This is a genomic window from Massilia paldalensis, from assembly GCF_044901715.1.
GTDB lineage: Bacteria > Pseudomonadota > Gammaproteobacteria > Burkholderiales > Burkholderiaceae_D > Telluria > Telluria paldalensis.
On record NZ_JBJCIU010000005.1, the window covers coordinates 159,314 to 183,654 of the forward strand.

23 protein-coding genes are annotated in these 24,341 nt (G+C 66.6%); 12 read left to right on the top strand and 11 right to left on the bottom strand.

Annotation, left to right across the window (positions count from 1 at the left end):
• Positions 1-77 precede the first annotated feature (77 nt).
• Positions 78-689, bottom strand: a complete 612-nt coding sequence (locus ACI1V7_RS23400) for a pyridoxamine 5'-phosphate oxidase family protein (RefSeq protein ID WP_404534312.1) — start codon at positions 687-689, stop codon at positions 78-80.
• A gap of 107 nt (positions 690-796) precedes the next feature.
• Between ACI1V7_RS23400 and ACI1V7_RS23405 the strand changes: the two genes are divergently transcribed.
• The 3 genes from ACI1V7_RS23405 (at position 797) to ACI1V7_RS23415 (ending at position 3,597) form a co-directional block, all read left to right on the top strand.
• The gene (locus tag ACI1V7_RS23405) at positions 797-1,702 is read left to right on the top strand and encodes a LysR family transcriptional regulator (RefSeq protein WP_404534313.1); all 906 of its coding nucleotides are present in this window, start codon (positions 797-799) and stop codon (positions 1,700-1,702) included.
• A gap of 138 nt (positions 1,703-1,840) precedes the next feature.
• Positions 1,841-2,713: an alpha/beta fold hydrolase gene (locus ACI1V7_RS23410; protein ID WP_404534314.1), complete on the top strand. Its 873-nt coding sequence runs from the start codon at positions 1,841-1,843 to the stop codon at positions 2,711-2,713.
• A gap of 323 nt (positions 2,714-3,036) precedes the next feature.
• Positions 3,037-3,597 (top strand): TetR/AcrR family transcriptional regulator, encoded by a 561-nt coding sequence (locus ACI1V7_RS23415; protein ID WP_404534315.1) that lies wholly within the window; start codon positions 3,037-3,039, stop codon positions 3,595-3,597.
• On the opposite strand, the gene ACI1V7_RS23420 is transcribed toward ACI1V7_RS23415, so the two are convergent.
• On the bottom strand, positions 3,598-4,653 hold the full coding sequence (locus ACI1V7_RS23420) for an aldo/keto reductase (RefSeq protein ID WP_404534316.1): 1,056 nt from the start codon (positions 4,651-4,653) through the stop codon (positions 3,598-3,600). It abuts the gene before it with no gap.
• A gap of 149 nt (positions 4,654-4,802) precedes the next feature.
• On the opposite strand from ACI1V7_RS23420, the gene ACI1V7_RS23425 reads away from it, so the two are divergent.
• Positions 4,803-5,699, top strand: coding sequence for an AraC family transcriptional regulator (locus ACI1V7_RS23425; protein ID WP_404534317.1), 897 nt, complete (start codon positions 4,803-4,805; stop codon positions 5,697-5,699).
• Between the two features lie 4 nt (positions 5,700-5,703).
• On the opposite strand, the gene ACI1V7_RS23430 is transcribed toward ACI1V7_RS23425, so the two are convergent.
• A complete protein-coding gene (locus ACI1V7_RS23430) occupies positions 5,704-6,129 on the bottom strand; it encodes a DUF3592 domain-containing protein (RefSeq protein ID WP_404534318.1) in 426 nt (141 codons plus the stop codon).
• 175 nt (positions 6,130-6,304) lie between these two features.
• Here ACI1V7_RS23430 and ACI1V7_RS23435 point away from each other — a divergent pair, with 175 nt between their 5' ends.
• From ACI1V7_RS23435 to ACI1V7_RS23450, 4 genes are all read left to right on the top strand, one after another.
• Positions 6,305-8,674, top strand: a complete 2,370-nt coding sequence (locus ACI1V7_RS23435; protein ID WP_404534319.1) for an NHL domain-containing protein — start codon at positions 6,305-6,307, stop codon at positions 8,672-8,674.
• 253 nt (positions 8,675-8,927) lie between these two features.
• The gene (locus tag ACI1V7_RS23440) at positions 8,928-9,740 is read left to right on the top strand and encodes a YdcF family protein (RefSeq protein ID WP_404534320.1); all 813 of its coding nucleotides are present in this window, start codon (positions 8,928-8,930) and stop codon (positions 9,738-9,740) included.
• A gap of 123 nt (positions 9,741-9,863) precedes the next feature.
• Positions 9,864-11,099 carry a hypothetical protein gene (locus ACI1V7_RS23445; RefSeq protein WP_404534321.1) on the top strand — a complete coding sequence of 412 codons (1,236 nt, stop codon included), beginning with the start codon at positions 9,864-9,866 and terminating at the stop codon, positions 11,097-11,099.
• A gap of 238 nt (positions 11,100-11,337) precedes the next feature.
• Complete coding sequence (locus ACI1V7_RS23450; protein WP_404534322.1) at positions 11,338-11,733, top strand: flagellar basal body L-ring protein FlgH; 396 nt, start codon at positions 11,338-11,340, stop codon at positions 11,731-11,733.
• Here ACI1V7_RS23450 and ACI1V7_RS23455 read toward each other — a convergent pair.
• Positions 11,718-12,215, bottom strand: coding sequence for a carboxymuconolactone decarboxylase family protein (locus tag ACI1V7_RS23455; protein ID WP_404534323.1), 498 nt, complete (start codon positions 12,213-12,215; stop codon positions 11,718-11,720). The two genes, ACI1V7_RS23450 and ACI1V7_RS23455, sit on opposite strands and share 16 nt — an antisense overlap.
• A gap of 174 nt (positions 12,216-12,389) precedes the next feature.
• Here ACI1V7_RS23455 and ACI1V7_RS23460 point away from each other — a divergent pair, with 174 nt between their 5' ends.
• The gene (locus ACI1V7_RS23460) at positions 12,390-13,424 is read left to right on the top strand and encodes a sulfurtransferase (RefSeq protein WP_404534324.1); all 1,035 of its coding nucleotides are present in this window, start codon (positions 12,390-12,392) and stop codon (positions 13,422-13,424) included.
• Here the strand turns inward: ACI1V7_RS23460 and ACI1V7_RS23465 are convergent.
• The gene (locus ACI1V7_RS23465) at positions 13,324-14,313 is read right to left on the bottom strand and encodes an aldo/keto reductase (RefSeq protein WP_404534325.1); all 990 of its coding nucleotides are present in this window, start codon (positions 14,311-14,313) and stop codon (positions 13,324-13,326) included. The two genes, ACI1V7_RS23460 and ACI1V7_RS23465, sit on opposite strands and share 101 nt — an antisense overlap.
• 116 nt (positions 14,314-14,429) lie before the next feature.
• Between ACI1V7_RS23465 and ACI1V7_RS23470 the strand changes: the two genes are divergently transcribed.
• Positions 14,430-15,326: a LysR family transcriptional regulator gene (locus ACI1V7_RS23470; protein WP_404534326.1), complete on the top strand. Its 897-nt coding sequence runs from the start codon at positions 14,430-14,432 to the stop codon at positions 15,324-15,326.
• A gap of 350 nt (positions 15,327-15,676) precedes the next feature.
• Here ACI1V7_RS23470 and ACI1V7_RS23475 read toward each other — a convergent pair whose 3' ends face one another.
• From ACI1V7_RS23475 to ACI1V7_RS23500, 6 genes are all read right to left on the bottom strand, one after another.
• Positions 15,677-16,246, bottom strand: a complete 570-nt coding sequence (locus tag ACI1V7_RS23475) for a DNA-binding protein (RefSeq protein WP_404534327.1) — start codon at positions 16,244-16,246, stop codon at positions 15,677-15,679.
• 10 nt (positions 16,247-16,256) lie between these two features.
• Positions 16,257-17,465 (bottom strand): cation:proton antiporter, encoded by a 1,209-nt coding sequence (locus ACI1V7_RS23480; RefSeq protein WP_404534328.1) that lies wholly within the window; start codon positions 17,463-17,465, stop codon positions 16,257-16,259.
• A 279-nt stretch (positions 17,466-17,744) separates the two neighbouring features.
• The gene (locus ACI1V7_RS23485) at positions 17,745-19,529 is read right to left on the bottom strand and encodes an amidohydrolase (protein ID WP_404534329.1); all 1,785 of its coding nucleotides are present in this window, start codon (positions 19,527-19,529) and stop codon (positions 17,745-17,747) included.
• 155 nt (positions 19,530-19,684) lie between these two features.
• Positions 19,685-20,617 (bottom strand): pirin family protein, encoded by a 933-nt coding sequence (locus ACI1V7_RS23490; RefSeq protein WP_404534330.1) that lies wholly within the window; start codon positions 20,615-20,617, stop codon positions 19,685-19,687.
• A 1-nt stretch (position 20,618) separates the two neighbouring features.
• Positions 20,619-21,002, bottom strand: a complete 384-nt coding sequence (locus ACI1V7_RS23495) for an OsmC family protein (RefSeq protein ID WP_404534331.1) — start codon at positions 21,000-21,002, stop codon at positions 20,619-20,621.
• A gap of 105 nt (positions 21,003-21,107) precedes the next feature.
• Positions 21,108-21,809: a pirin family protein gene (locus ACI1V7_RS23500; RefSeq protein ID WP_404534332.1), complete on the bottom strand. Its 702-nt coding sequence runs from the start codon at positions 21,807-21,809 to the stop codon at positions 21,108-21,110.
• A 315-nt stretch (positions 21,810-22,124) separates the two neighbouring features.
• On the opposite strand from ACI1V7_RS23500, the gene ACI1V7_RS23505 reads away from it, so the two are divergent.
• Together ACI1V7_RS23505 and ACI1V7_RS23510 are read left to right on the top strand one after the other, a co-directional pair.
• Positions 22,125-23,234, top strand: a complete 1,110-nt coding sequence (locus ACI1V7_RS23505; protein ID WP_404534333.1) for a hypothetical protein — start codon at positions 22,125-22,127, stop codon at positions 23,232-23,234.
• A gap of 69 nt (positions 23,235-23,303) precedes the next feature.
• Entirely contained in the window at positions 23,304-24,248 is a 945-nt protein-coding gene (locus ACI1V7_RS23510) for a LysR substrate-binding domain-containing protein (RefSeq protein WP_404534334.1), read from the top strand.
• The last annotated feature ends 93 nt before the right edge of the window (positions 24,249-24,341 follow it).

The window sequence follows — 24,341 nt, forward strand, 5'->3', positions numbered from 1 at the left end:
GCCCACCATCTGCCCGCCTGGCTCAGGCGCGCGCCGGGCACGTGGCGCCCACGCCGGCCGCCCCCACCCTGCGCCCATCATAATCCGAGCTCGTGCTGCAGCCACGCCCGCCCATCCGGCGTGCCGGCGACCGCGCGCAGCTCCGCCACCGAGAAGCGCTGCACGATGTGCTGCGGACAGTTGTAGTCGAACGCCTCCACGTCGATGATGCAGGCCCGCTCCACCTTCGCCTTGTAGCCCGGCACCGCCAGCCGCACGGCCAGCGCGGGGTCGGCGTCCGCCTCCACAATGCGTGCCCGGCCCCACAGCTTGAAGCGGCCGCGCGTGGCGAAGTCCACGAGGATCAGCATCACCCGCCCGTCGTGCTCCAGGTTGCCGACCGAGATGTACTGGCGGTTGCCGGCGAAATCCGCGAATCCGAGCGTGCGCTCGTCGAGCACCCGCAAGAAGCCGCGCGGACCGCCCCGGTGCTGCACGTAGGGCCAGCCGTTCTCTCCCGTGCTGGCCATGAAGAAGGTATCGGCGTCCTCGATGAAGGCGCGTTCGTCCGGGCCGATGCGGTCCTGGGCACCGGCATGCGCATCGATGCGGTCGTTGGCCGCGCGGCTGCCGTGGCGTTCCTGCACGCGGCGCACGGACGGGGTGAAGGCGATGGCCGACAAGGCGCGGCCGGTGGGATCTGGGGACATGGAATCTCCTTGCGAACGGATGACGACCGTCACGATGACCGATTTACCGCACGACAGGAATATCCGTAGAATACAGAATACTTTTTCGCGAAGTGGAATAATCGACGATGGACCGCCTTTACCTGATGAGCGTCTTCGTGGCCGTCGCCGAGGCCGAGAGCCTGTCCGGCGCGGCGCGCCGCCTGGCGATGTCGCCGCCGGCCGTCACGCGCGCCATCTCCACGCTCGAACAGCGGCTCGGCGTGCGCCTGCTGACGCGCACCACGCGCCACGTGCGCGCCACCGAGGCGGGACTGCGCTACCTGGACGACGCGCGCCGCATCATCGCCGAAGCCGACGAGGCCGACGAGGCGGCGCGCGGCATCAACGCGGCGCCGCGCGGACGCCTGATGCTGACGGCGCCGGCCCTGTTCGGACGCATGTTCGTGATGCCCATCGTGGTCGACTACCTGGGACGCCATCCGGACGTGACGGTCTCGACCCTGTTCCTGGACCGCGTCGTGCACCTCGTCGAGGAAGGCCTGGACGTGGGCGTGCGCATCGGCGAGCTGCCCGATTCCAGCCTGCAGGCGATCCGCGTGGGCCGCGTGCGCAGCGTGCTGTGCGCCGCCCCGGACTACCTGGAACGCCACGGCGTACCGCAAGCACCCGACGACCTCGCGCGCCACGTGCTCGTGGCCGCCAGCGGCATCTCGCCGCAGCCGGAATGGCGCTTCGCGCGCGGCGGCGAGACGTTCGGCCTGAAGATCGCGCCGCGCCTCGTCGTCAATACCAACGACAGCGCAATCGAGGCGGCCTGCGCCGGCTTCGGCATCGCGCGCCTGCTGTCCTACCAGGTGGTGCCGCTGCTGGAGACGGGCCGCTTGCGACGCGTGCTGGAACCGTTCGAGACCCCGGCGCTGCCAATCCACGTGATCCACCGCGAAGGCCGGCAGTCGGCCGCCAAGGTGCGCAGCTTCGTCGACCTCGCGGTGGAACGCCTGCGCGGCGATCCACTGCTCGACTGGAGCTAGCCAGTCCCGCCCCCTTCACCTTCCGAGCTCCCTTTCTTCCGCGCCGCGAAAAAGTCTCTTGCCATCCCCGGCGATTCCCATCCATGGCGGTGCGCGCGACACTGGCGCCGTTCACCACCCGCCACGAAAGGAGCGATCATGTCAGCTGTCCGTTACCACACCGTCGACATCGACGGCATCAACGTGTTCTACCGTGAAGCCGGTCCCAAGGATGCGCCCGCCATCCTGCTGCTGCACGGCTTTCCCTCGTCGTCGCACATGTTCCGCGACCTGATCCCGCGCCTGGCGGACCGCTACCGCGTGGTCGCGCCCGACTACCCGGGCTATGGCCAGAGCGACGCCCCGCCCGTCGACCGGTTCGACTACAGCTTCGACAACATCGCCGCGATGGTCGACAAGCTGACCGAGCGCATCGCGCTGGACCGCTACGCGATCTACGTGCAGGACTACGGCGCCCCCGTCGGCTACCGCCTGGCCGCCGCCCATCCGGAGCGCATCAGCGCCATCGTGGTCCAGAACGGCAACGCCTACGACGAAGGGCTGGACAACGATTTCTGGGTGCCCATCAAGGCCTACTGGAAGGACAAGTCGGAAGCGAATGCCGCCAGGCTGCGCCCGCTGACCGAGCTCGCGGCCACGCGCTGGCAGTATGCGGAAGGCTTCCGCGATCCGGCCACCAACGTCAGCCCCGACGCCTGGGTCGTCGACCAGGCCTACCTGGACCGGCCGGGCAACCAGGCTATTCAATTGGAAATGTTCTACAGCTACGGCACGAATCCGCCGCGCTACCCGGCGTGGCAGGAATACTTCCGCACCCACCAGCCGCCGATGCTGATCGCCTGGGGCAAGAACGACAAGATCTTCCCCGCCGCGGGCGCCATGCCCTATCTGCGCGACCTGCCGCAGGCCGAACTGCACCTGCTCGACACGGGCCACTTCGCGCTCGAGGAAGACGGCGAGCAGATCGCCGGCCTGATGCGCGACTTCCTCGGCCGCCACCTGGCCCGCTGATCCGCTACGGGCGCGTCCGGCCGGCGCGCCCGCTTCGCCTCAACCGTCCTTCCTTATTTAGCACTTCAACAACACTTGTCTTCCCTGCCGCACGCTCGTGCGGTACAGTCGCTTATCCGCCGCTTTTCATTCGGGTTTGTTCCGGATTCGATCCGTTACATGGGGTCGACAGTTCGCTGCTGATCTATTTGTACAATTGTGGCTTACCCATTACAATTGATTACAATCGTGACACGGCGCGTTGCCAAATTTGAGGCGGCGCGTTCGGGTCTCCGGGGTCCTCCACAGCCCCGCCACTCCAACCTCAGCAGAATTGCAACAACATGCGTTACTCGAGTAACCATAAGGCAGAAACCCGAAAGCGCATCATCGGCGAGGCGTCGCGCCGCTTCCGCAAGGATGGCGTCGAAGGCACCGGCCTGGTCCCCCTGATGAAGGCGCTCGGCCTGACCCATGGCGGCTTCTATGCCCATTTCGCATCGAAGGATGCGCTCGTCGAGGCGTCGCTCGCCTCGGCCGCCGAACAATCGTTCGAACGCTGGCCCGAACCGCGCGACTCGGAGGAACTCCTCGCCTTCGTGGCCAGCTACCTGTCGCCCGAGCACCGCGACGAGCCCGACGAAGGCTGTCCGCTGCCCAGCCTGTGCGCCGAACTCGGCCTGCGCGGCAATCCCAGCGCGACCAGCGACATCCTGGTCCAGCGCATGACGCAGCGCCTCGAAGGAGCGGAATTGCGCAGCAACCCGTCCGAGCGCAGCCTCGTGGCGCTGGCCGCGATGGTCGGCGCGATCACGCTGGCGCGCGCCGTCAAGGATCCGGCCGCATCGGACCAGATCCTGGCCGCCGTGCGTTCGGCGATCCGCGCGCCGTCGCAGGAAACCTGATCAGCGCGCGACCTGCGCCCCGCCGAAGATCAGCTGCTGCACCATCGGCTGTCCCACGAAGCGCTGCGGGAAGATCGGCGCGGGACGGCTGACCGCGTCCAGCCGCTCGATGTGTTCGGGGGCCAGCGCCACGTCCAGGGCCCCCATATTGCCCAGCGCCTGGTCCAGCGTGCGCGCGCCGATCACGGGCGCCGTCACGGCCGGGTTCAGCAGCGTCCACGCCAGCGCCACCTGGGACGGCGTGGCGCCCAGGTCGCGCGCCACGGCCGTCACTTCGTCGGCGATGCGCAGCGACGTCTCGTTCAGCAGGCCCGACGAGGCGATGACGCCCTTGCGGGTGGCCGCCACCTCGCGCTCGCCCTGCGTGTCGAGGTCCGCCTTGCCGTACTTGCCGCTCAGGATACCGCCGCCCAATGGCGACCACGGCATCACGCCCAGGCCCAGCGCAAGGGCCATCGGCATCAGCTCGTGCTCGACGCTGCGCTCGACCAGGCTGTACTCGATCTGCAATGCCGCCAGCGGCGTCCAGCCGCGCAGGTCGGCCATCGTCTGCAGCTGCGCCACGCGCCAGGCCGGCGTGTTGCAGATGCCGACGTACAGCACCTTGCCGGCGCGGACCAGGTCGTCGACGGCACGCAGCACCTCTTCCGGCCGCGTGGTGTCGTCCCAGGCGTGCAGGTGCAGCAGCTCGATGCGGTCGGTACCCAGCTGGCGCAGGCTCTGCTCGACCGAGCGCACCATGTTCATGCGGTGGTTGCCGCCCGCGTTCGGGTCGCCCGGAGCGCGCGACATGGTGAACTTGGTCGACAGGACGATGCGGTCGCGCTGTCCCGCCATCAGCTTGCCGACGATCCGTTCCGAGGCGCCGTTGGTGTAGTTGACGGCCGTGTCGACGAAATTGCCGCCGCGTTCGACATAGGCGCCGAAGATGCGCCCGGCCTCCGCTTCGTCCGCGCCCCAGCCCCAGTCCTGGCCGAAGGTCATCGTGCCCAGTGCCAGCGGCGAAACGCGCAGGCCCGAGCGGCCCAGCAGTCGGTAGTCGTTCAGTGCAGTCATGCTCATGCTCCTCTGGTGTGGTGAATGACGCACAGTGTGCTGCGCCAGGCCCTGTTCGCGGTAGCGGGAACGTCCAGGATGCTTGCACGATCGTCCGGCGCGTGACCCGTGGCGCCCTCCAGCGCCCCAATGCTGCTATCCTGACATCCATGGAAAAGCTTGCACGACTCGCCGACATCCTTGCGCGCCATACCCACGGCGATGGCGCTTTCGACACGCCGCTGGCAGGCGTGAGCCTCATGCGCACGTCGACGCCGACGATGCCCATGCCGGTCGTCTACGAACCCACGCTGTGCCTCGTCGCCCAGGGCCGCAAGCAGGCCATGCTCGGCACCACGGCCTATGTCTACGACGCCGCCAACTACCTGGTCGCCTCGGTCGACCTGCCCGTGATGGGGTCAGTGATCGAAGCGAGCGCGGACAAGCCCTATCTGTGCCTGCGCCTGAACCTGGACATGACGGCGCTGTCCGACCTGGCGCTGCGCCATCCGTCGGATGAAAAACTGCCCGACGACAGCCCCGGCCTGAGCGTGAACCGCACGACGCCGGAACTGCTGGACGCCGCGCTGCGCCTGGCCGCCCTGCTCGACACCCCGGCCGACATCGACGCGCTGGCGCCGCTGTTCACCCGCGAGATCCTGTACCGCCTGCTGACCGGTCCGGGCAACGGCGTCGTGCACCAGATGGCCCGCGCCAACAGCCGGCTGAACGCGATCGCCCGCGCTATCGTCTGGCTGCGCGCCCACTATGCGCAGGAATGCCGCATCGACGACATGGCCGACGTGGCGGGCATGAGCCGCTCCACCTTCCATACCCACTTCAAGGGGGTGACGTCGATGAGCCCACTGGAATTCCGCACCCAGCTGCGCATGCAGGAGGCACGCCGGCTGATGGTGGCCGAGGGCCTGGATGCGGCGAGCGCGGGCTACCGCGTCGGCTACGAGAGCCCGTCGCAGTTCAGCCGCGACTACGCCAGGCTGTTCGGCGCCCCGCCGGCGCGCGACGCCAGCCGCCTGCGCAGCGAGGCGCCGGCGGCGGCGCACTGAACGCTTATTGCTTCGCCCGTGCGGCGCGCTGCGCGCGCAGCGTGACGAGGCCGATGGCGCCCGCGGCGGCGCCCAGCAGCGCGAACAGCCCCGTGGCGCCCCACAGCGGCAGGACGTCGTCGAGCACGGCCGTGGCGGCCGGCCGCTCCGGCAGGTAACGCACCTGCACGGCCTGGCCCGGCGCGTAGCCGAGCGCCATGCCGCCCTGCAGGTAGTTGATGCGCATGTCGCCCGCATGGAACAGGACCTGCGGCTGCGTGCCGGCGGCCTTGACGCCGACGACCTGCCCGGCCGCCGTCTCCGCGGCGCGCAGGAATTCCATGCGCTGGAAGCCTTGCCAGGCCGCGACGGCGAACATGAAGGCGCCGATCAGGCAGGCCAGCTTGGCGGGAAAAGGACGCGGCGACGTCGATATGGAAATCAAACCCATCGTGTGAATCGTTTTGCAGGAAAACGCGCAACATAGCATGGGACGACAGCACCCGTCATCGATGGTCGGCGACTTTCTGCCTGCGGCGTGGAAATTTGTGAAATTTCATGCGACACGTTTTGCTATTCTTGTCGACATATAACACCGCGTTTGCACAACGACAGGAAGGAATCCGATGGACAAGACTGCTGAAACCAGGACGCCCGCTTACCCCCGTACACGCAATGCCGGCGCCGTGCTCGTCGCACTTGCGCTGGCCGCCTGTGGCGGCGGCGGCAGCGGCGGCGGTGGGGGCGGAAGCACATCGCCGGGCGGCTCCACCCCGACGCCGCCCGTGGTGCAGGCACCGGCCATCACGGTGCAGCCGGCAGCGCAATCCGTGACCGCCGGCCAGTCCGTCACCTTCACCGTCAAAGCCAGCGGGGAGAACCTGTCCTTCCAATGGCAGCGGGACGGCAAGGACATCGCGGGGGCGACATCGGCCAGCTACACGCTGCCCGAGGCCGGGACGAGCGATAACGGCGCCGCCTTTGCAGTGGTCGTCCGGAATGCCGGCGGCAGCGTGACGAGCAGCGCCGCGACGCTGAGCGTGAGCGCGGTGGCGCCGCCGCCGCAGGGCTTGTCCCTGCTGGCCGGTGCGGTGGGCGGGCCGGGCAATCTCGACGGCGTCGGCGGGCGCCTCGCGTATCCGACGCGCATCGCGATGAGCCCGTCCGGACAGTTGTACGTCGCCGACAATGCCGACACGCTGAAGTGGGAGGGTTACTCCCCCGCCGACAGCGGCAGCTTCGCCTTGCGCACGGTGAACGTCGCCACGGGCGCCATCGCCACCGTCACGGCCACGGCGGCATCGCTGACGAGCACGTACGCCCTCGCCTTCGACGGCAGCGGCAACCTCTACGAGTCGGACTGGTCGGCGCTCTACAGGACCACGGCGGGCGGCCAGCGCACCCTGCTGGCGGGCTCGCGGAGCCAGATCGGGGAAGTGGACGGCACGGGCAGCGCGGCGCGCTTCACGCAAATCAAGGCGCTCGTTGCCGATGCCCAGGGCAATGTGTACGTGGGCGAATCCAGCTTCCTGCGCAAGGTCACGCCACAGGGCGTCGTCACGACCCTCGCAGGCGGCGCGGGACAGGACGCCGCCGGCAACCCGCTGGACGGCACCGGCAGCAAGGCCGGCTTTACCGGCATCACGGCCCTGGCGATCGACGACGGCGGCAACCTGCAGGTGCTCGACGGCCAGCGCGTGCGCGTGGTCACGCCCGCAGGTGCCGTGACGACCCGCACGCTCAGGGGCGACGCCACCATCACGACGCCCTACCAGGGCAATGACGGCATCGCGGTCGACAAGGCCGGCAACCTGTACATCACCAGCACCCAGTCCGGCTGCCGCATCCTCAAGATCGCACCCGATGGACTGGTGTCCACCCTGGCCGGCAAGCCGGACGGGCGCGGCAGCGACGACGGCAAAGGCACGGCGGCCGCGTTCTGCAAGGACGTCGGCAACGACCCGCTGGCGAACCAGAACGGGAAGATGAGCAACCTGGCCATCGACGCGTCCGGGAACCTCTACGTGGCCGACACCGACAACACGACGGTCCGCCGCATCGCGCCCGACGGCACCGTGACTACCGTGGCCGGCCGCGCCCCGGCAGCCGCCAACGTGGACGGCGCGGGCGCCAACGCCCGCTTCCTCCTCAACACCTACGACCGTCGCGCGAGCACGCATCCGTTCCTGTCGCTGCCGGCCTACGACCTTGCCGCCGACGCGCAGGGCAACGTCCACGTCCTCGAGAACGACCGTATCCGCAAGGTCAGCGCGGCGGGCAATGTCAGCACCTTGATGCCGCGGTCGACGGGGCTGGCCGATGGACGGCTCTACCTCGGTGGCCTGGCGTTCGGTGGCAGCCCCATGCTGATTGCCGGGGTCCGGATCAGCCGCGTCAACGCGGATGGCGGCCTGGCCCTGCTGGCGGGCGGAGTCAAGCAGTATCCCGTCTGCAAGGGCAGCGGGGACCAGGCCAGCTTCTACGCTCCCGACGCGCTGGTCGGGGATCCCTTCGGCAATGTCTACGTCAGGGACTCCTTCCCGAACGGCGTCGGGTCCGGCTATGCCAGTTACCTGTGCAAGATCACGGCGGACGGTGCCGTCACCGACTTGCGCAGCGCCTTCTACCCGGGATTCGCGGCGGGCGACGGCAGCATCTGGTACGTGTCCCAGTCCGGCGTGGCGAGCCGGCGGGATGTCGACGGCACGACGAGCGTCGTGCGGACGGTATCCTCCACCAGCGGCGCACAGGTCGTCGCCAGCACCGTCGACCGGGCCGGCAACCTCTACGTGGCCTGGCACGAAACGCCGAACTGGTATTCCGTGCACAGGATCGCGCCGGACGGCAGCGACACGCTCATCGCCGGCACGCCCGGCCAGTACGGGGTGCGCCCCGGCGCCCCGGGCAGCCTTGGAAAGGTCGATGCGCTGGCGGTCGACGCCAACGGCACCGTCTACGTCATGAGCGAGAACGCCGTGCTGCGTATCGTCCGGTAGGACGCAACGACCACGCCGTCGAGCGTTCGCGCAAGCGACGTTCGGCGGCGGCGGCCCGGGCGAGCGCCGCAAGATGCTCCGTGCGGGATGCGCCCCGGCTGGCCGCACCCGCCCATCCTCACCTTCGCCACGGACACGGCGTTCGATGTGCGCATACCGGCGCGCACCGCTATACTCACCATGCCGTTCCCCTCACGCCAGATGAAGATCGCAGCGAAGGGCGTGCCTTCTTGACTCTTATCCGCCCCTACCAGTGCTCGACCTGCTCAACGCGATACCGCGCGACCTCATTCTTCCTCCCGCCAGCCTGTTCCTCCTCATTGCCATCGGCCTGCTGCTGTGGCGCCGCTGGCCCCGTGCGGGCCGCATCGTCGCCGGCACGGCACTGGCGGCGCTGGCATTCCTGTCGACGCCCGGCGGCGCCGGCCTGTTCGTGGCGCCGCTGGAAACGATGACGGCGCCGCTGCGCGCGCCCGGGCGCGCAGGCGCCCAGGCCATCGTCGTGCTGGCGGCGGGACGCGTGCGCCGGGCACCCGAATACGGCGGCCGCGACATCCCCGACTACACTGCCCTCGCGCGCCTGCGCTACGCCGCGCACCTGCAGCGGCTGACGGGGCTGCCGCTGCTGGTCAGCGGCGGCAACGGCAGCAGTGGCGTCGACCCGGAGATCGGCGACCGCGCCTGGTCCAAGGCCCATGCGATGGCGGCCGCCCTGCGCGAGGACTTCGGCGTGCCGGTCCGCTGGATCGAGCCGCGCTCGCGCGACACCGGCGAGAACGCGTCGTACAGCGCCGCGCTGCTGCGCGCGGACGGCGTGCAGCGCATCCTGCTCGTGACGGATGCGATGCACATGCCGCGCGCCCGCGCCGCCTTCGCGCGCGCCGGCCTGGACGTCGTCGAGGCGCCGACGATGTTCTTCAGCGACCAGGGCCCCTTGCTGCAGGGCTGGGTGCCCAGCGCGGAAGGCATGCGCCGCTCCTGGTATGCGATCTACGAACTGCTCGGCATCGGCTGGTACCGGTTGCGCGATGCGGGCGTGCGACCGGTTCCGCCCGGCCGGACCTGATTTCGTGATAATCCGAGAGTTTGCACCCCAGCGATCGGTGGCATCATTCATAGCTTCATGGGAGGGCGGGCAATGCATGCGACGAAGGGTGGGCGAAGCAAACAGCGTGTGGCGAATGGCGTCATGGCCGCCCTGTTCTCCCTCGGCATGGCGCTCTGCGCCCACGCGGAACCACTACGGTTCGACTACCTCAAACTGCTGAAAGAGGCCGAAGCCCAGGCCGGCGCGCCGGGTAGCCTCCTGACGCTGGACACCATGCCCGTGGAAGCGCGTGGCGCCTGGCTCAAGAAGCACAGAGGCGCGCTGGACGGACTCAGGACGATGCAGGCGCTGAGCGAAGATGCCACCGGTGCGGCGCTGACGTCCGTGTGGTACGACATCGCCATCGGCACGCCCGACAAGTACGCCCGCAACAAGGACACGCTTCCGGAGACGGCAAGGGCCCAGGACGCGATCGAAGCGATCGTGCATGAGGCCAGGAACCGCCAGGTCGTGATCCTGAACGAGGCCCACCACGTCCCGTTTCACCGGGTGTTCGCCGGCAAGCTGGCCCATGAATTACGCAAGATCGGATTTGACTACCTGGCGGCCGAAGCGTTCGTTCCGGACATGCCGATGCATCCCGCCGCCGTCAGCCAGGACATGGGCTTCTACGTCAGCGAGCCGATGTACGGCGCCTTCGTGCGCGGCGCGCTGCGTGACGGCTGGTCGTTCGTCGGCTACGACACGAATCCCGACGCGGCGACGCAGGCCGAGGCGGAACGCCTGCGCGAAACCGGTGCGCTCGGCAACCTGATGACAGCCATCTTCGCCAGGAATCCGAAGGCGAAGGTCTTCATGTATGTGGGATACGGTCATGCCAAGAAGCAGCCCGAAGCGGACGCGGAAGGCTGGAAGTCCATCGCCACTCTGCTGCGCGAGTCGCTGGCGATCGAGCCGTTGACGATCGACCAGTCGCTCATGTACGGTCGCGGCGACGTTCGCGTCGACAACCCGCTCTACCGCGAGGCGATGCAGCGCTACGCGCCGTCCGGGCCGATGGTGCTGAAGGCGGCCACGGGCGGCTACGTCGTATCGGGTGTCACCGCAGGCAGCTACGATATGCAGGTCTTCCACCCGGACGAGACCATGCACGCGACGTCAGGGCGTCCGTTGTGGATGGAGCGCCAGGCTGGCCTGGCTCCTCGCCCGGTTCCCATGGACATGTTGCCGGCGCGCGGCCGCCGGCTGATCCAGGCCTTCCATCGGGACGACGGACCAGGCGCCATCCCCGCCGACATGGTGATGGTCGAAGCCGGGAAGCCAGCGCCGGCCCTGATGCTGCCGAAGGGTCAGTTCCGCTTCAGTTACGAAGAATGAGCGGCGGGAATGCCTCGTACCGCATCGACATCGTCCCCGTCCGAATCGATGGCATGATGTCGCGACTTCACACTTGGCGCACGCGGTCCCACGGGCCCCTGCCGGCCCCTCATTTCTCGGATGACGACATCGTGAGCTTGGGCGGAAGCCATGTCGACCCGGCGGGCCACGCCGTCCAGGCGCGGGTCCTGGTGGTCTGAACCCGCAATACAAGGAAAACCAAGAAAGGAATCCGTTCGTGTCATTCATGAAGCATGTACCGCTGCTCGTCCTGGCCGCCATGGCGGTCGCCTGCTCCCGCACGCCGGAGCCGCCCGCACGTGCCAACGCGCCGTCGGCGGACAAGCGCGCCGCCGCGAGTGGCCGGATATCGGAACAGCAGGCGCTGGCCCTGCTCGTGTCGCAACTGAAGGCGCACAAGGTCGCGGACCTCGACTGCCTCACGTTCGCGAGCGAAACCGATGCGCCCGCCAATGGCAAGGCGGAGCGCTGGGAATTCGCCGCCCGCGAAATCCATGATGCCCGATGCGGCGGCGATCCCGCGATATCGCATGTGCGCGACCGTTACGCGGTCAGCGCCACTGGAAGCGTGCAGGTCTATGACGCGGCGGAGGCCGACTACACCCGGTTCTGAGCCGTGCCGGCCGAACTGGCGGGGCTGGCCGCTCCGGCCTTCGCCGCCGGCTTCAGGCGGAAGCTGATCCCCATCCGGTTGAACGCATTCATGGCCGCGATGGTGATCGTCAGGTCGACCAGGTCCTTCTCGCCGAACGCCGCCGCTGCCGCCGCGTAAGCCTCGTCGGACGCGTGCGTCTCGCCGACGCGCGTCACTTCCTCGGCCCAGGCCAGCGCCGCGCGCTCCTGGTCGGAAAACAGGTAGGCCGCTTCATGCCACACGGGCACCAGCAGCAGCTTGTCGACGGACATGCCGCCCTTTTGCAGGTCGCGGGCATGCAGGTCGATGCAGTAGGCGCAGCCGTTGATCTGCGAGACGCGCAGGAACACGAGGTGGATGAGCTGGGCCGGAAGGTTCGTGCCCTGCGTGACGTAGTGATGGACGGCGCCCAGCGCCTTTGCGCCTTCGGGCGCGACGTGAAACCAGTTTGCGCGTTGCATTGCTTGAAATTCCTATGGTTGATGGTGACACGGTGGCGGCGACATCGCCGCCCCGTCCATGACAAGACGGACGGCGCTGCCGCGCTGTGACACCCTCCGGCAAAGAAATGCGCAGGCCTTGCCGCATCGGCGAGCGCCGGCGCGCAGGCCGGTATAATCCCCGTCCACCCGACCATGCATCCCGATTCCGCCCACGGCCCAGCGGCCGATTGCCCCTTCGGCCTGCGCCGCGACCTGCCGCGCTGGCGCCAGCTCGTCACGCCCGCGTGGATCGCCGGCCTGGTCGCCGGCACGCCCGTCGTGGCGGCGCCCGCCGGCGCCTGGCGGCTGTTCGAGGTGGGATACGGCGACGCGTCCGCCTTCGCGGCCGGCCACGTGTCCGGCGCGGGCTATCTCGATACGGCGCAGCTCGAGCACGGTCCCCTGTGGAACAAGGTGCCCGACGCGATGCTGGAGCGGCTGCTGCTGGGCCACGGCATCCGCCACGACGTCACCGTGGTGCTGTACGGCCGCAATCCGCTGGCGGCGGCGCGCGCCGCGCACCTGCTGCTGTACGCGGGCGTGGCCGACGTGCGCCTGCTCGACGGCGGCTTCGCGGCCTGGGTCCGCAGCGGCAGGCCGCTCGAGCGGGGCGCGCCGCGCTCCTGGCCGGCGGCCACGGCGTTCGGCGCGGCGTTTCCCGCCCGCCCCGACTACCTGTTCGACATGGACGACACGCGCGCGCTGCTGGCGCGGGCGGACGGCGCGCTGGTCAGCACCCGCACCTGGAACGAATTCATCGGCAAGACGTCGGGCTACAGCTATATCGCCGCCAAGGGAGACATCCCCGGCGCCCTGTGGGGCCGGGCCGGCGACGACGACGACGTCCACAGCATGACGGAATTCCACGACGCGGCTGGCCGCATGAAGCCGTCGGCCGAGATCGCAGCGCTGTGGCGCGCCGCCGGCATCGATGGGGCCGGCCTGAACGTGTTCTACTGCGGCACCGGGTGGCGCGCGTCGCTGGCGTTCTTCTACGCCTGGCTGATGGGCTGGGAGCGCATCGCCGTCTACGATGGCGGCTGGTGCGAATGGAGCCGCGACGCCGCCAATCCGGTGCTGTGCCGGATCAGCGATCCACCATCGCCATCGCCCGCTCCCCGTAGCGCGGTCCCGCCACGCCGATCGTCTGCAGCGCCGCGTCCAGGCGCCGCATGTCGCCGTCCGTGAGCACGACGTCGGCGGCGCCCAGGTTCTGCTCCAAGTAGGTACGGCGCTTGGTGCCGGGGATCGGCACGATGTCGTCGCCCTTGGCCAGCAGCCAGGCCAGCGCGACCTGCCCCGGCGCTGCTCCGTGCGCCTGGGCGATGTCCTTGACCAGCGCCGCGATCTGCATGTTCTTGTCGAAGTTGTCTCCCTGCAGGCGCGGGTCGCCTTTCGAGCGGTAGTCGTCGGCGGCGTATTCCTCGGCGCGTTTTCCCGTGCCCGTCAGGAAGCCGCGGCCCAGGGGGCTGAACGGCACCAGGCCGATGCCCAGCTCGCGCAGGACGGGAATCACGTCCGCTTCCAGGTTGCGCTCCCAGATCGAATACTCGCTCTGCAGGGCCGACACGGGCTGCACGGCGTGGGCGCGGCGGATCGTGTCGACGCCCGCTTCGGACAGGCCGAAGTGCAGCACCTTGCCCTCGCGGATCAAGTCCTTCACGGTGCCGGCCACGTCCTCGATCGGCACGTCCGGGTCGACGCGATGCTGGTACAGCAGGTCGATGCGGTCCGTGCGCAGTCGCTTGAGCGATGCCTCGACGACCTCGCGGATGTGCTCCGGACGGCTGTCGGCGCCCTGGAACAGGCCCTGGCCGATGACGAAGCCGAACTTGGTCGCCAGCTGGACCTGGTCGCGGCGGCCTTCGAGCGCGCGGCCGAGCAATTCCTCGTTCGTGAACGGGCCGTAGACCTCGGCCGTGTCGAGGAAGGTGCAGCCCAGGTCGATGGCGCGGTGGATCGTGGCGATCGATTCGGCATCGTCCGGCGTGCCGTAGGCGTGGCTCATGCCCATGCAGCCCAGGCCGATGGCCGAGACCGCGAGTCCCTGGGTGCCGAGTGTGCGTTTCGGTAGCATGTGTTCTCCTTCGATGGATGCGCCGGGATGGCGTCGTTATCGATACTGTATTCCTTGATCGATGCGAGGAAAACACCAATAATCGGCGCATCATTTTCCAAAAATGGAAAACAGGGATGGATTGGAACGACCTGAAGTACTTTCTCGAGGTGGCGCGCGGCGGCAGCCTCACGGCGGCGTCGAATGCGCTGCGCGTGAGCCAGTCGACGGTCGGGCGCCGCATCGCCGAGCTGGAAGCCCGGCTCGATACGCGCCTGTTCGCCCGCCACCAGACGGGCTACTTCCTGACCGACGAGGGCCGCGCGATCCTGGCGCGGGCGGAAGCCGTCGAGGAGAACATGCTAGCCTTCGAGCGGGGCGCCTCCGGCCGCAACCCGGGCGTGTCCGGCAACGTGCGGCTGGCCACGTCGGACAACCTGGCATCCGACCTCGTGATCCCCGCCCTGCCCGCGTTCATCCGCCGCCATCCGCAGCTACGCCTGGAAATCCTGACGACGACGGCGACGGTGGAGCTGGGACGGCGCGAGGCCGACCTGGCGCTGCGCATGGTGCGGCCCAGCCACGGCAACCTGAAGGTGCGGCGGCTGGGCGAGATGACGTATGGCGTGTATGGACGAAGGGATTACCTGGATCGCCATCCGGCGCGCGACGGCGATCCGCTGGCGGGACGGGCGTGGATCGTGTGGGACGAGGCCCATGCGCACCTGCCGGCCGCGCAATGGCAGGCACAGCGCGCGCCCGGCGCGCCGGTGGCGCTGGCCACGTCGAGCCTGCGCACGCAGATCGCGGCCATGCAGGCCGGCATCGGCCTGGCCGTGCTGCCCGACTTCCTGGCCGTGGGCGACGGCCTGGTACGCGTGCTGCCGTCGGAACAGGTGTTCAGCAACGGCGTGTGGCTGGTGATGCATGCCGACCTGGGAGCGTCGGCACGGATACGCGCGGTAGCGGACTTCCTGGCGGAAGTGGTCATCCGCGCCAATCCGGAATTGTCGGGACGCTGGACGGGCGCCTGACTTCAGTGCTGGTGGGCGCCCTTGCGGACCACCACGTTTTCGCGCATGACCTGCAGCAGGACACGCAGCCAGACAATCTCTTGTTCGATACTCATCGTTGCACCATGCAAAAAAGAAAGATTTAATGCATTGTAGCAATATTCAAGAACATTTGATAGATTTATCGATGAGTGTGTCGTATTTGTGTCTCCACACCCCCATCAAGGGGTAAGTATGACGTCGATTTGACGATCGCGACGACCGCTCGGCGATTTCCCCGCGCACGTGGGCAGCTGGCGAATGATGCAATCGGGTACATCCGTATCATGCCAAACGGCGGGACGTGCGCGGCATGCCAAGTAAAAGCCCGTTCAGCTTGGCCGCCCCGGCCAGCCAAGGCCCAGTTCCGGCGCCAGCGAACGCGCCGCCGTGCGCACCGCGGTGAATGGCGAACCACCATGGCCCGCCGAGCGCGTCGTGAGGAGCATGCTGTCGAAGCTGCCGAAACCGTCGAAGCCGCCCGACGGCATTCTCCGTCGCGGCGGTACGGCGGACATCGCATCGTCCTCGACCAGCTGCAGGCGATCGGTCAGCGCCGCCACCTTCTCGCGCAGCAGCGCCAGCTCACGGTCCTTGCCGGCCAGCGCTTGCGCATGCTCCTGCCGCAAGGCCTGGATGCGCGCTTCCGCATCCGCATGCAGCCGTTCCGCCAGCTGCTCGACCAGCGCCGCCAGCGCGCCCGCCGTGTCCTCGCGCCGGATGCCCGGCGCGTCGCCGCCCTCCTCCTCGCGCAACTCCTTCAGCAGGCGATGGATCGTCGACTTGGAACCGACGTCCCCCAGTCCATGGCGCACGGCGTCGACGGACGGGTGCAGGCCCTGCGCCAGCAGGTCGTCGCGGATGGCCCGCACCTGCGTCTTGGTGATGCCGCTGCGCGCCATGGCGGATTCCTCAGGAGCTGGCCTGCTCCACCAGGGCGCGGTGCTCCTGGCGGTTCAGCCGTGGATGGACGAACGGAACGGTCAGCATCGTGCTGCCCACGGCCATCAGCAGCAGCGCCGTGAAGGTCTCGCTGGTAATGATGCCCTTGTCGAGCAGGATGTTGGCGAAGATGATCTCGATGAGGCCCTTGGTCTGCAGCAGCCAGCCGATGATCGTCGCTTCCCCGCTCTTCCAGCGCAGCAACCGGCCAGCGATGTGGGCGCCGGCCAGCTTGCCGGCCACCGAGGCGAGCAGCAGCAGGCCGCCGGCGAAGAACACCGCGTAGCCTCCCATGTCCCACTTGGTGCGCAGGCCCGTGCTGAGGAAGAAGACGGGCATCAGCACCAGCAGCACGTTCTTGAACAGCGCGTCGAGCTTGTCGCGGCCGAACCAGTCGGCATCCATCACGACGCCGGCCAGGAAGGCGCCGACCATGAAGTGCAGGCCGGCCCAGTCGGCGCCGAAGCCGCAGGCGATCAGCCAGATCAGCGCCACATACCAGCGGTCGCTCTCTTCCAGGCGCGCCATCAGGCGGCGGAACACGAAGGTGAGCACGGTGAATGCGGCCAGGAAGCCGGCCTGGCGGCCGATGCGCTCCCAGTCCAGCATGATCAGCGCCAGCACGCCCCAGATGGCGACGTCGTCCAGGCTGGCGTAGCGCAGGATGCGCTGGCCCATGGGCTGGCGCAGGATCTCGAGCTTTTCCATCAGGAGCACCAGCACCGGCAGCGCGGTGACGGCGCAGGCCATGCCGGTACCGAGCAGGAATTGCCAGCTCGCAGCCTTGGGCCCGATCCAGCCCTGGTAGCCCAGCAGCAGGAAGGCGGCGGCGCAACCGAACAGCAGCGGCATGCCCAGCGACAGCCCCGCCGTGGTGGCGCTCTCGCCGCGGAACTGCCAGACCTTCTTGAGGTCCAGCTCGATCCCGGCCAGCATCACGAACAGCATCACGCCCCACTGGGCGATGCCGTTCAGCGTCTTGACGACGTCCGGATTGAAGACGAACTTGTGGTACTCGGGGAACACGGCCCCCATGACGCCGGGGCCAAGCACGATGCCCATGATGATCTGGACGATCGCCAGCGGGGCAATGTAATCGGTCCGGCCGAGGCGCCAGACCAGGAACGGTACGACGAAAATCAACAGCATCGCGAGCAGGAAAATCTCGGTGGTGCTCATTGGGTCTCCCTCAACGTTACGTAATTATGTAATGGTGTAACGTCCGTGATGGTACCCAACAATTGATTAACTGCAAAGCAATTTTGTACTGGTAGAAATGCTAGTGTGTCCGACCATCGCCCCTGCGCAGGCAGGGGCCCAATTCCTCCAGGCAGTCGACAAGCATGCAAAAATTGGATCCCTGCCTTCGCAGGGATGACGTTTCTCTGCGCAGTTGGCGCGCATGCGGAAATGAGTCCCTGCCTGCGCAGGGAGGACGTGCGGTCGTAACGGGCGGGTTCAGCGGTTCTGGTACCCGCCATACGTTGCCACCGGGCTCCATGCCGGCGACACGGGCGGCAGCGCCGGCGCCAGTTGCTGGTACGGCCCGGCGCCGTACACGACCTTCCCGTTCACCACCGTCAGCACGCTTTCCAGGCGCTTGACGCCCTCCACGTCCATCGTGAACACGTCCTTCGGCAGCACGACGAGGTCCGCATACTGGCCGCGCGCGATGGTGCCCTTCAGCTTTTCTTCGCCGCTCATCCAGGCCGAGCCCGTGGTGATGAGCTTGAGCGCCTGGTAGCGCGACGGCACGTCCTTGTCCTGCCAGATCTTCATGCCGCCCGCCGTCTTGCCCGTCATGGCCCAGTACACGGACGGCCACGGGTTGTAGCTGGAGACGCGGGTGCCGTCCGTGCCCAGTCCGACGGGGACGCCGGCATCGAGCAGCTTGCGGATCGGCGGCATCTGGCGCGTCTGGGCGCCGTAGCGCTTCCAGTACGCCTCGCCCTGGAAGTGCATGCGGTCCTGCACGGCGACGCCGCCGCCCAGCTTCTTGATCCTCGCGATGTCGCGATCCGTAATGGTCTCGGCATGGTCGATGATGAAGCGCAGGCCGTTCAAGGGCGTGCGCGCATTCACCTTCTCGATCACGTCCAGGTCGCGCGCGATGCTCTCGCCGTAGGTGGCGTGCAACCGGAACGGCCAGCGGTTCTTGACGAGCAGTTCGACCACCCGTTCCAGCTCGCCCTCCATCGACGCCGGCAGGTCCGGGCGCGGCTCCAGGAAGTTCTCGAAGTCGGCCGCGCTGGCGACGAGGTTCTCGCCGCCGCCTTCGGCCGAGAAGCCGTTCGGGTAGAACATGTGGTCGTTCTGCTTGGGGTGCGTGAGCGTGAGCCAGCGCTGGAAGTCTTCCAGCTCCTTGCCGGCGCGCTGGGCGAACAGGTAGTAGGACGTGCGCACGGTCAGCTTGCCGTCCTTGGCCAGCTGCAGCGAGACGCCGTAGTCGTCCGGGTAGTTCTGGAAGCCGCCGCCGGCATCGATGGCGCTCGTCACACCCAGGCGGTTCAGCTCGCGGTAGAACTGGAGCGTGGAATTGACCTGGTCGGCCGGCGAAAGCTTGTTCGTCCTGGCCAGCGTCGAGTACAGGATCAGCGCGTTCGGCTTGGCGATCAGCTTGCCCGTCGGCTTGCCGTCCGCGCCGATCTCCACTTCACCATCCTTGTACTGCGTGTCCTTGCTGTAGCCCAGGGTCTCGATGCCTTTCTTGTTGAGGAAGCCGAGGCCGTACAGGTAGAGGATGAACACGGGCTTGTCCGGCACGGCGGCATTGATTTCCTCCAGCGTCGGCAGGCGCTTCTCCGCGAACTGGTATTCGTTCCAGCCGCCGACCACCTTCACCCACTCGCCGTCCGGCGTGCGCGCGGCCTGCTCCTTGAGCATCTCCAGCGCGCGCTTCAGGGTCGTGACGCCGTCCCAGCGCAGCTCCATATTGTAGTTCAGGCCTTCGCGGATCACGTGCAGGTGCGAGTCGTTCAGTCCCGGGATTACGGTGCGTCCACCGGCGTCGATCACCTGCGTGTCCGCCTGCTTCAGTTTCAGGATCTGGGCGTTGGTGCCGGTGGCGAGCACCTTGCCGTCCTTGACGGCGACGGCCTGCACGAACTCGCCCTCCTTGACCATGGTGGCGACCTTGCCGTTAGTGAGGATCAGGTCGGCCTTGCCTTGGTCCTGGCCTTGGGCGGCGCCGGCGGCGAGCAGGCCGGCGAGCATGGCGGCGATGGTGGTCTGGACGAGTTTCATGGGTTCTCCCTCTGTTTTGGATGGACGTAAGCAGCCGCACCGCATGCGGCGTGAATGTTTATGGTTTCGTAGGGTGGGCACCACCTGCCCACCGATGCGTTGCCGCGTGACGCGCAAGGTGGGCACATGGTGCCCACCCTACGGCTGGCGACGCCTCACGGGTAGCGGACGGGACGTCCCGGCAGATCGGGCAAGGGAATGAACTCCGTCTCCCCGGGCACGCGTGCGAAACGCTGTGCGCGCCAGTCTTCCTTCGCCTGCTCGATGCGGTCGGACGAGCTGGACACGAAGTTCCAGGTCAGGTAGCGGGGGCCGTCCATCGGCTCGCCGCCGAGCAGCATCAGGCGCACGCCGGCCTCCCCCGTCGCGCCCAGCGTGACGACGGCGCCCGGTTTCAGTACCACCAGCTGGTTGGGGCCGAAGCGGCCGTCGCGGCCCAGGTCGAGCGTGCCTTCGACGATGTACACGGCCTGCTCCGGATACTCGGCCGGCAGCGTCAGGCGCGCACCGGGCGCCAGCGCCAGGTCGACGTAGAACATGGGCGACTCCACCGGCACCGGCGAGCGCTTGCCGAAGTATTCCCCGGCGATCAGGCGGGCCGTGGCGCCCTCGCCCTCGATCACCGGCAGCTCGGCCGCCGCCGTATGGGAAAAGCTCGGGTCCTTTTCTTCCTTTGCCTGCGGCAGCGCCACCCAGCACTGCAGGCCGGACAGCGTGGAGCCGGCGGCGCGCACCTGCGGGCCCGTGCGCTCGGAATGGACGATGCCGCTGCCGGCCGTCATCCAGTTCACTTCGCCCGGCTTGATGTCCTGGAAGGTGCCCAGGCTGTCGCGGTGCGAGATTTCTCCGGACAGCAGGTAGGTCACGGTCGACAGGCCGATGTGCGGATGCGGACGCACGTCGATGCCCTGGCCGGGCTGGAACACGTGCGGTCCCATCTGGTCGAGGAAGACGAAGGGGCCGACCATGCGCCGCTCCTTGTGCGGCAGCGCGCGGCGCACCTCGAAGCCGTCGCCGAGGTCGTGGGTGCGCGGGACGACGAGGGTCTGCACCATTTCCAGTTCGTCGCGGGGATCAATGATGCTCATGTCAGCGTGCCTCCGTGGTGATGGCGATCGTGCCGCTCAGGGTCTTGTGGACCGGGCACTTGTTGGCGATCTCGGTCAGGCGCGCCTTTTCTTCCTCGCTCAAGGCGCCGACGTAGTCGATCTCGCGGTGCAGCGCATACGCCGCGCCTTCCTGGCCGTGCTTGATCGCGACCTTGATCTCTTCCAGCGGCCAGCCCTTGCGCCTGGCGTAAAGCGTCACGGTGAGCGTGGTGCAGGCGGCCAGCGCGGCGGCCAGGATGTCGTGCGGCTCCGGGCCGCTGTCCTCGCCGCCCAGTTCGCGGCTCACGTCGGTCAGGATGCGGTGCGGGCCGATGTCGATCACCTGCTGCAGCGGCCCCGTGCCGCGATGGGTCTTCACTTCCATGGTCTTCCCCTCGTGCTGTCTCTTCGGTTTCGTTCGGTGGATTGTACGCCGGAGGCATACCGCTCCACCTTGAATGCTAGTGCCTTCGCCGGCCCGGCGCTACCCTCACAGGGGCAGGTCGAACAGCAGCACCTCGGCGTCCTGCGCAGCGGACAGGCCGACCACGGCTTCCTCCGTCACCTGCACGGCGTCGCCGGCCTGCAGCGCGCAGCCGTTCACCGTGACGCTGCCGCGCGCCACCTGGACATAGGCCTGGCGGCCCGGCGGCAGCGGGTGGCTGACGGCATCGGCGCCGTCCAGGATGGTCGCGTAGATCGCGGCATCCTGGCGCAGCGACACCGAGCCGTCGCGGCCGTCGCGGGAAGCGATCAGGCGCAGCTTGCCGCGCTTGTCGGTCGCATCGAAATGCTTTTCCTCGTAGCCCGGCGCCCCGCCCGCCTCGGACGGGATGACCCAGATCTGCAGGAAGTGCACGGGTTCCGTCTTGGAGCCGTTGTACTCGCTGTGGGTGACGCCGGTACCCGCGCTCATGCGCTGCACGTCGCCGTAGCGCAGCACGGAACCGTTGCCCATGCTGTCCTTGTGTTCCAGCGCCCCGTCCAGCACGTAGGAAATGATCTCCATGTTCTGGTGGCTGTGCGGGTCGAAGCCGCGTCCCGGCGCCACGCGGTCTTCGTTGATGACGCGCAGCGGGCCGACGCCCATGTGGGCCGGGTCGAAGTAGTGACCGAACGAGAAGGTGTGCTCCGAGCGCAGCCAGCCGAAACTGGCAACACCGCGATCCTGGCTTTTACGTACGTTCAGCATGGTGTTTCTCCTGTTGAGCGCGTTCGAACTGTTCGAACGCGGTGCGCCTTGCGGGTCGGGCGATCTGCCTGCCACGTCCGCCGGGGCGCGTTTCGATGGAGCCATTATGGGCGCCGCCCGGGCGGAAGAAAAACGAGTTATTTTTTGTTCTATGATCGAAAAATTCGATTATCATAAGTTTGGCGTTTTGCGAAGGGCTGCTGGGCAACGCCCAGCGATAAATTGACTGTATTGCAGCATGTAAATTATTATCATGCTAGTTTTCGAACCGTTTTTGAGCCGATGCACAGCAGGTAATAAACTTGAGAATGACCTATGACATCCAAACGCCGTGATGATTTAACATCGATCGCACTTCGCATTCACCAAAATGTTGATGAAAGAATTGTGGAGCTGAGAGCTTTAGCGTCAAAAGAAGGGACTCTTGCTGCCGCACCGTTTCATGAAAAATATCAAGCATCTCGCAGAATTTTGAGTCGAAGCTTAGAAACACGATCTAATGCTTCAGAGATGGTAGATGCTTTATTCGAATTTATTAAGGCTGCGGAAGTCTATGTTAATGCTACATGGCTAGGCAACTCAGACGAAGCTAAAAAAATTCGTATCGGCACATTAAAGATGGCGAACGGGTATAGTAAATATTTAACCTCGTTAGTCATTGAACAGGGACGACCGGAGGCTCTTCGGAACGAATTCAACCTCTTAAAAGGCAGCCTCGACTCCCAACACAGAGAAATTTCCGCGATTGAAGCTCGACTTTCAGAAATTTCAAAAGAATTAAACACTGCATATGGTCCTTTGCAACGTAAGTATGATGAGATTCAGTTACGATTCATCTCTGATATCCAGCATATTGATCAAAAGAAAAAGGAAATCAACGGGCTCACTGCAGTAGTGACAGATAAAGCGATTACGTCGAGCTACACTAAAGGCTCTATATACGAAAGAAAAGCGGCGGATGACCTTCGCTCTGCCGCACTTGGTGTAATGGCTTTAGTCTGCATCTTGGCGGGAATTTCATTCGTCTACGCTTTCGATAAAGAGTTTCATATTGTCCCTACATTATTTCGCCTTAGCTTCATCATAATCCTCTCAGTTCCCGCAGCGTATTTAGCAAGAGAATCGGCCAAACATCGAAAGCAACAATATGAATATTTACAGACCGCATTAGACGTGCAAGCAATCACGCCCTACATCGCATCTCTGCCAACGGAAATTCAACATAAACTCAAAGAGGAAATGGCAACGAGAATCTTTACGACAAAAAGTTTTGATCATGTAACAAAAGAAAGCTACCCAATCAATCTTCAAGAAATAATTGTTGCAGCCTTTAATGCCGCACGATCAGAGGATCAAAAGAAGGGCAAAGAAGTGGAAAAAAGCAAGGAAAACAAAGAGACTAAAGATAACAAAGAAAACAGCTAATTTTATTTAAAAAAATGAATTCGCCGTCATCATCACCCTACATTTAACTGTAATCCGAATAGAACATCAATGCTCAAGATCAGCCTCGATGCCCTCCTCACCGTCGACACCATTGCCCGCCGCGGCAGCTTCTCCGGCGCCGCCAAGGAGTTGTACCGGGTGCCGTCGACGATCTCGTACACGGTCGCCAAGCTGGAGGAAGACCTGGGCGTGCAATTGTTCGAGCGCTTCGGCCCGCGCGTCGTGCTGACGGCGGCCGGCGAGGAATTGCTGAAGGAAGGCCGTTACCTGCTCAAGGCGGCCAGCGACCTGGAAAGCCGGGTGCGCCGCGTGGCGTCGGGCTGGGAGACGGAATTCGCGCTGGGCATGGACTCGGCACTGGCCCCGCTGGGCCTGCAGGACGATATCCGCGCGTTCTACGACGTCGCCGACCAGACCCGCCTGCGCATCGTACGCGAGGCGCTGTCAGGCACCTGGGAAAGCCTGCTCGACCGCCGCGTCGACCTGCTGGTGGGCGCGGCCGGCGAAGGGCCGTCCGGCGGCGGCTACACGGCCGAGCCGCTGGGCACGATGTCCTTCGTGTTCGTGGTCGCGCCGACCCACCCGCTGGCGGGAGTGCGCCACCGCCTGAACAAGGCCGACCTGGCCGTCCACCGCGCCGTGTCGGTGGCCGATTCCGTGCGCGTGCTGCAGGCGCGCACGGTGGGCCTGCTGTTCGGGCAGGACACGCTGACCGTGCCCGACATGCAGACCAAGTACGAGTTCCAGCTGGCCGGCCTGGGCTTCGGCTTCCTGCCCGAAGCCTGGGCCCGCGCCGACATCGATGCCGGGCGCCTCGTCGTGAAGGAGGTCGAGGAGCCGAAGCCGGACGAGACGCTGTACATGGCCTGGCGCACGGGAGAGGACGGGGCCGCCATGCAGTGGTGGCGCGAGCGCCTGCGCGCCCGGCCGCCGCTGGAGCGGATGCTGTCACAGAACTGCAATGTGGAGCGAGCAACTGCCATTGCCACGTAAAACCTATACCTTCGGATGACTAGACCTGCGCGGATGGCATGTCCAGAATGTCCGGGTCCGGATGTGGCGGCAGCAAGCGGTCCATTCGGTTCC

Coding starts and splice junctions, on each gene's coding strand:
- ACI1V7_RS23400 (WP_404534312.1), bottom strand. CDS start 689: ATGTCCCCAGATCCCACCGGCCGCGCCTTGTCGGCCATCGCCTTCACC.
- ACI1V7_RS23405 (WP_404534313.1), top strand. CDS start 797: ATGGACCGCCTTTACCTGATGAGCGTCTTCGTGGCCGTCGCCGAGGCC.
- ACI1V7_RS23410 (WP_404534314.1), top strand. CDS start 1,841: ATGTCAGCTGTCCGTTACCACACCGTCGACATCGACGGCATCAACGTG.
- ACI1V7_RS23415 (WP_404534315.1), top strand. CDS start 3,037: ATGCGTTACTCGAGTAACCATAAGGCAGAAACCCGAAAGCGCATCATC.
- ACI1V7_RS23420 (WP_404534316.1), bottom strand. CDS start 4,653: ATGACTGCACTGAACGACTACCGACTGCTGGGCCGCTCGGGCCTGCGC.
- ACI1V7_RS23425 (WP_404534317.1), top strand. CDS start 4,803: ATGGAAAAGCTTGCACGACTCGCCGACATCCTTGCGCGCCATACCCAC.
- ACI1V7_RS23430 (WP_404534318.1), bottom strand. CDS start 6,129: ATGGGTTTGATTTCCATATCGACGTCGCCGCGTCCTTTTCCCGCCAAG.
- ACI1V7_RS23435 (WP_404534319.1), top strand. CDS start 6,305: ATGGACAAGACTGCTGAAACCAGGACGCCCGCTTACCCCCGTACACGC.
- ACI1V7_RS23445 (WP_404534321.1), top strand. CDS start 9,864: ATGGCCGCCCTGTTCTCCCTCGGCATGGCGCTCTGCGCCCACGCGGAA.
- ACI1V7_RS23455 (WP_404534323.1), bottom strand. CDS start 12,215: ATGCAACGCGCAAACTGGTTTCACGTCGCGCCCGAAGGCGCAAAGGCG.
- ACI1V7_RS23460 (WP_404534324.1), top strand. CDS start 12,390: ATGCATCCCGATTCCGCCCACGGCCCAGCGGCCGATTGCCCCTTCGGC.
- ACI1V7_RS23465 (WP_404534325.1), bottom strand. CDS start 14,313: ATGCTACCGAAACGCACACTCGGCACCCAGGGACTCGCGGTCTCGGCC.
- ACI1V7_RS23470 (WP_404534326.1), top strand. CDS start 14,430: ATGGATTGGAACGACCTGAAGTACTTTCTCGAGGTGGCGCGCGGCGGC.
- ACI1V7_RS23475 (WP_404534327.1), bottom strand. CDS start 16,246: ATGGCGCGCAGCGGCATCACCAAGACGCAGGTGCGGGCCATCCGCGAC.
- ACI1V7_RS23480 (WP_404534328.1), bottom strand. CDS start 17,465: ATGAGCACCACCGAGATTTTCCTGCTCGCGATGCTGTTGATTTTCGTC.
- ACI1V7_RS23485 (WP_404534329.1), bottom strand. CDS start 19,529: ATGAAACTCGTCCAGACCACCATCGCCGCCATGCTCGCCGGCCTGCTC.
- ACI1V7_RS23490 (WP_404534330.1), bottom strand. CDS start 20,617: ATGAGCATCATTGATCCCCGCGACGAACTGGAAATGGTGCAGACCCTC.
- ACI1V7_RS23495 (WP_404534331.1), bottom strand. CDS start 21,002: ATGGAAGTGAAGACCCATCGCGGCACGGGGCCGCTGCAGCAGGTGATC.
- ACI1V7_RS23500 (WP_404534332.1), bottom strand. CDS start 21,809: ATGCTGAACGTACGTAAAAGCCAGGATCGCGGTGTTGCCAGTTTCGGC.
- ACI1V7_RS23505 (WP_404534333.1), top strand. CDS start 22,125: ATGACATCCAAACGCCGTGATGATTTAACATCGATCGCACTTCGCATT.
- ACI1V7_RS23510 (WP_404534334.1), top strand. CDS start 23,304: ATGCTCAAGATCAGCCTCGATGCCCTCCTCACCGTCGACACCATTGCC.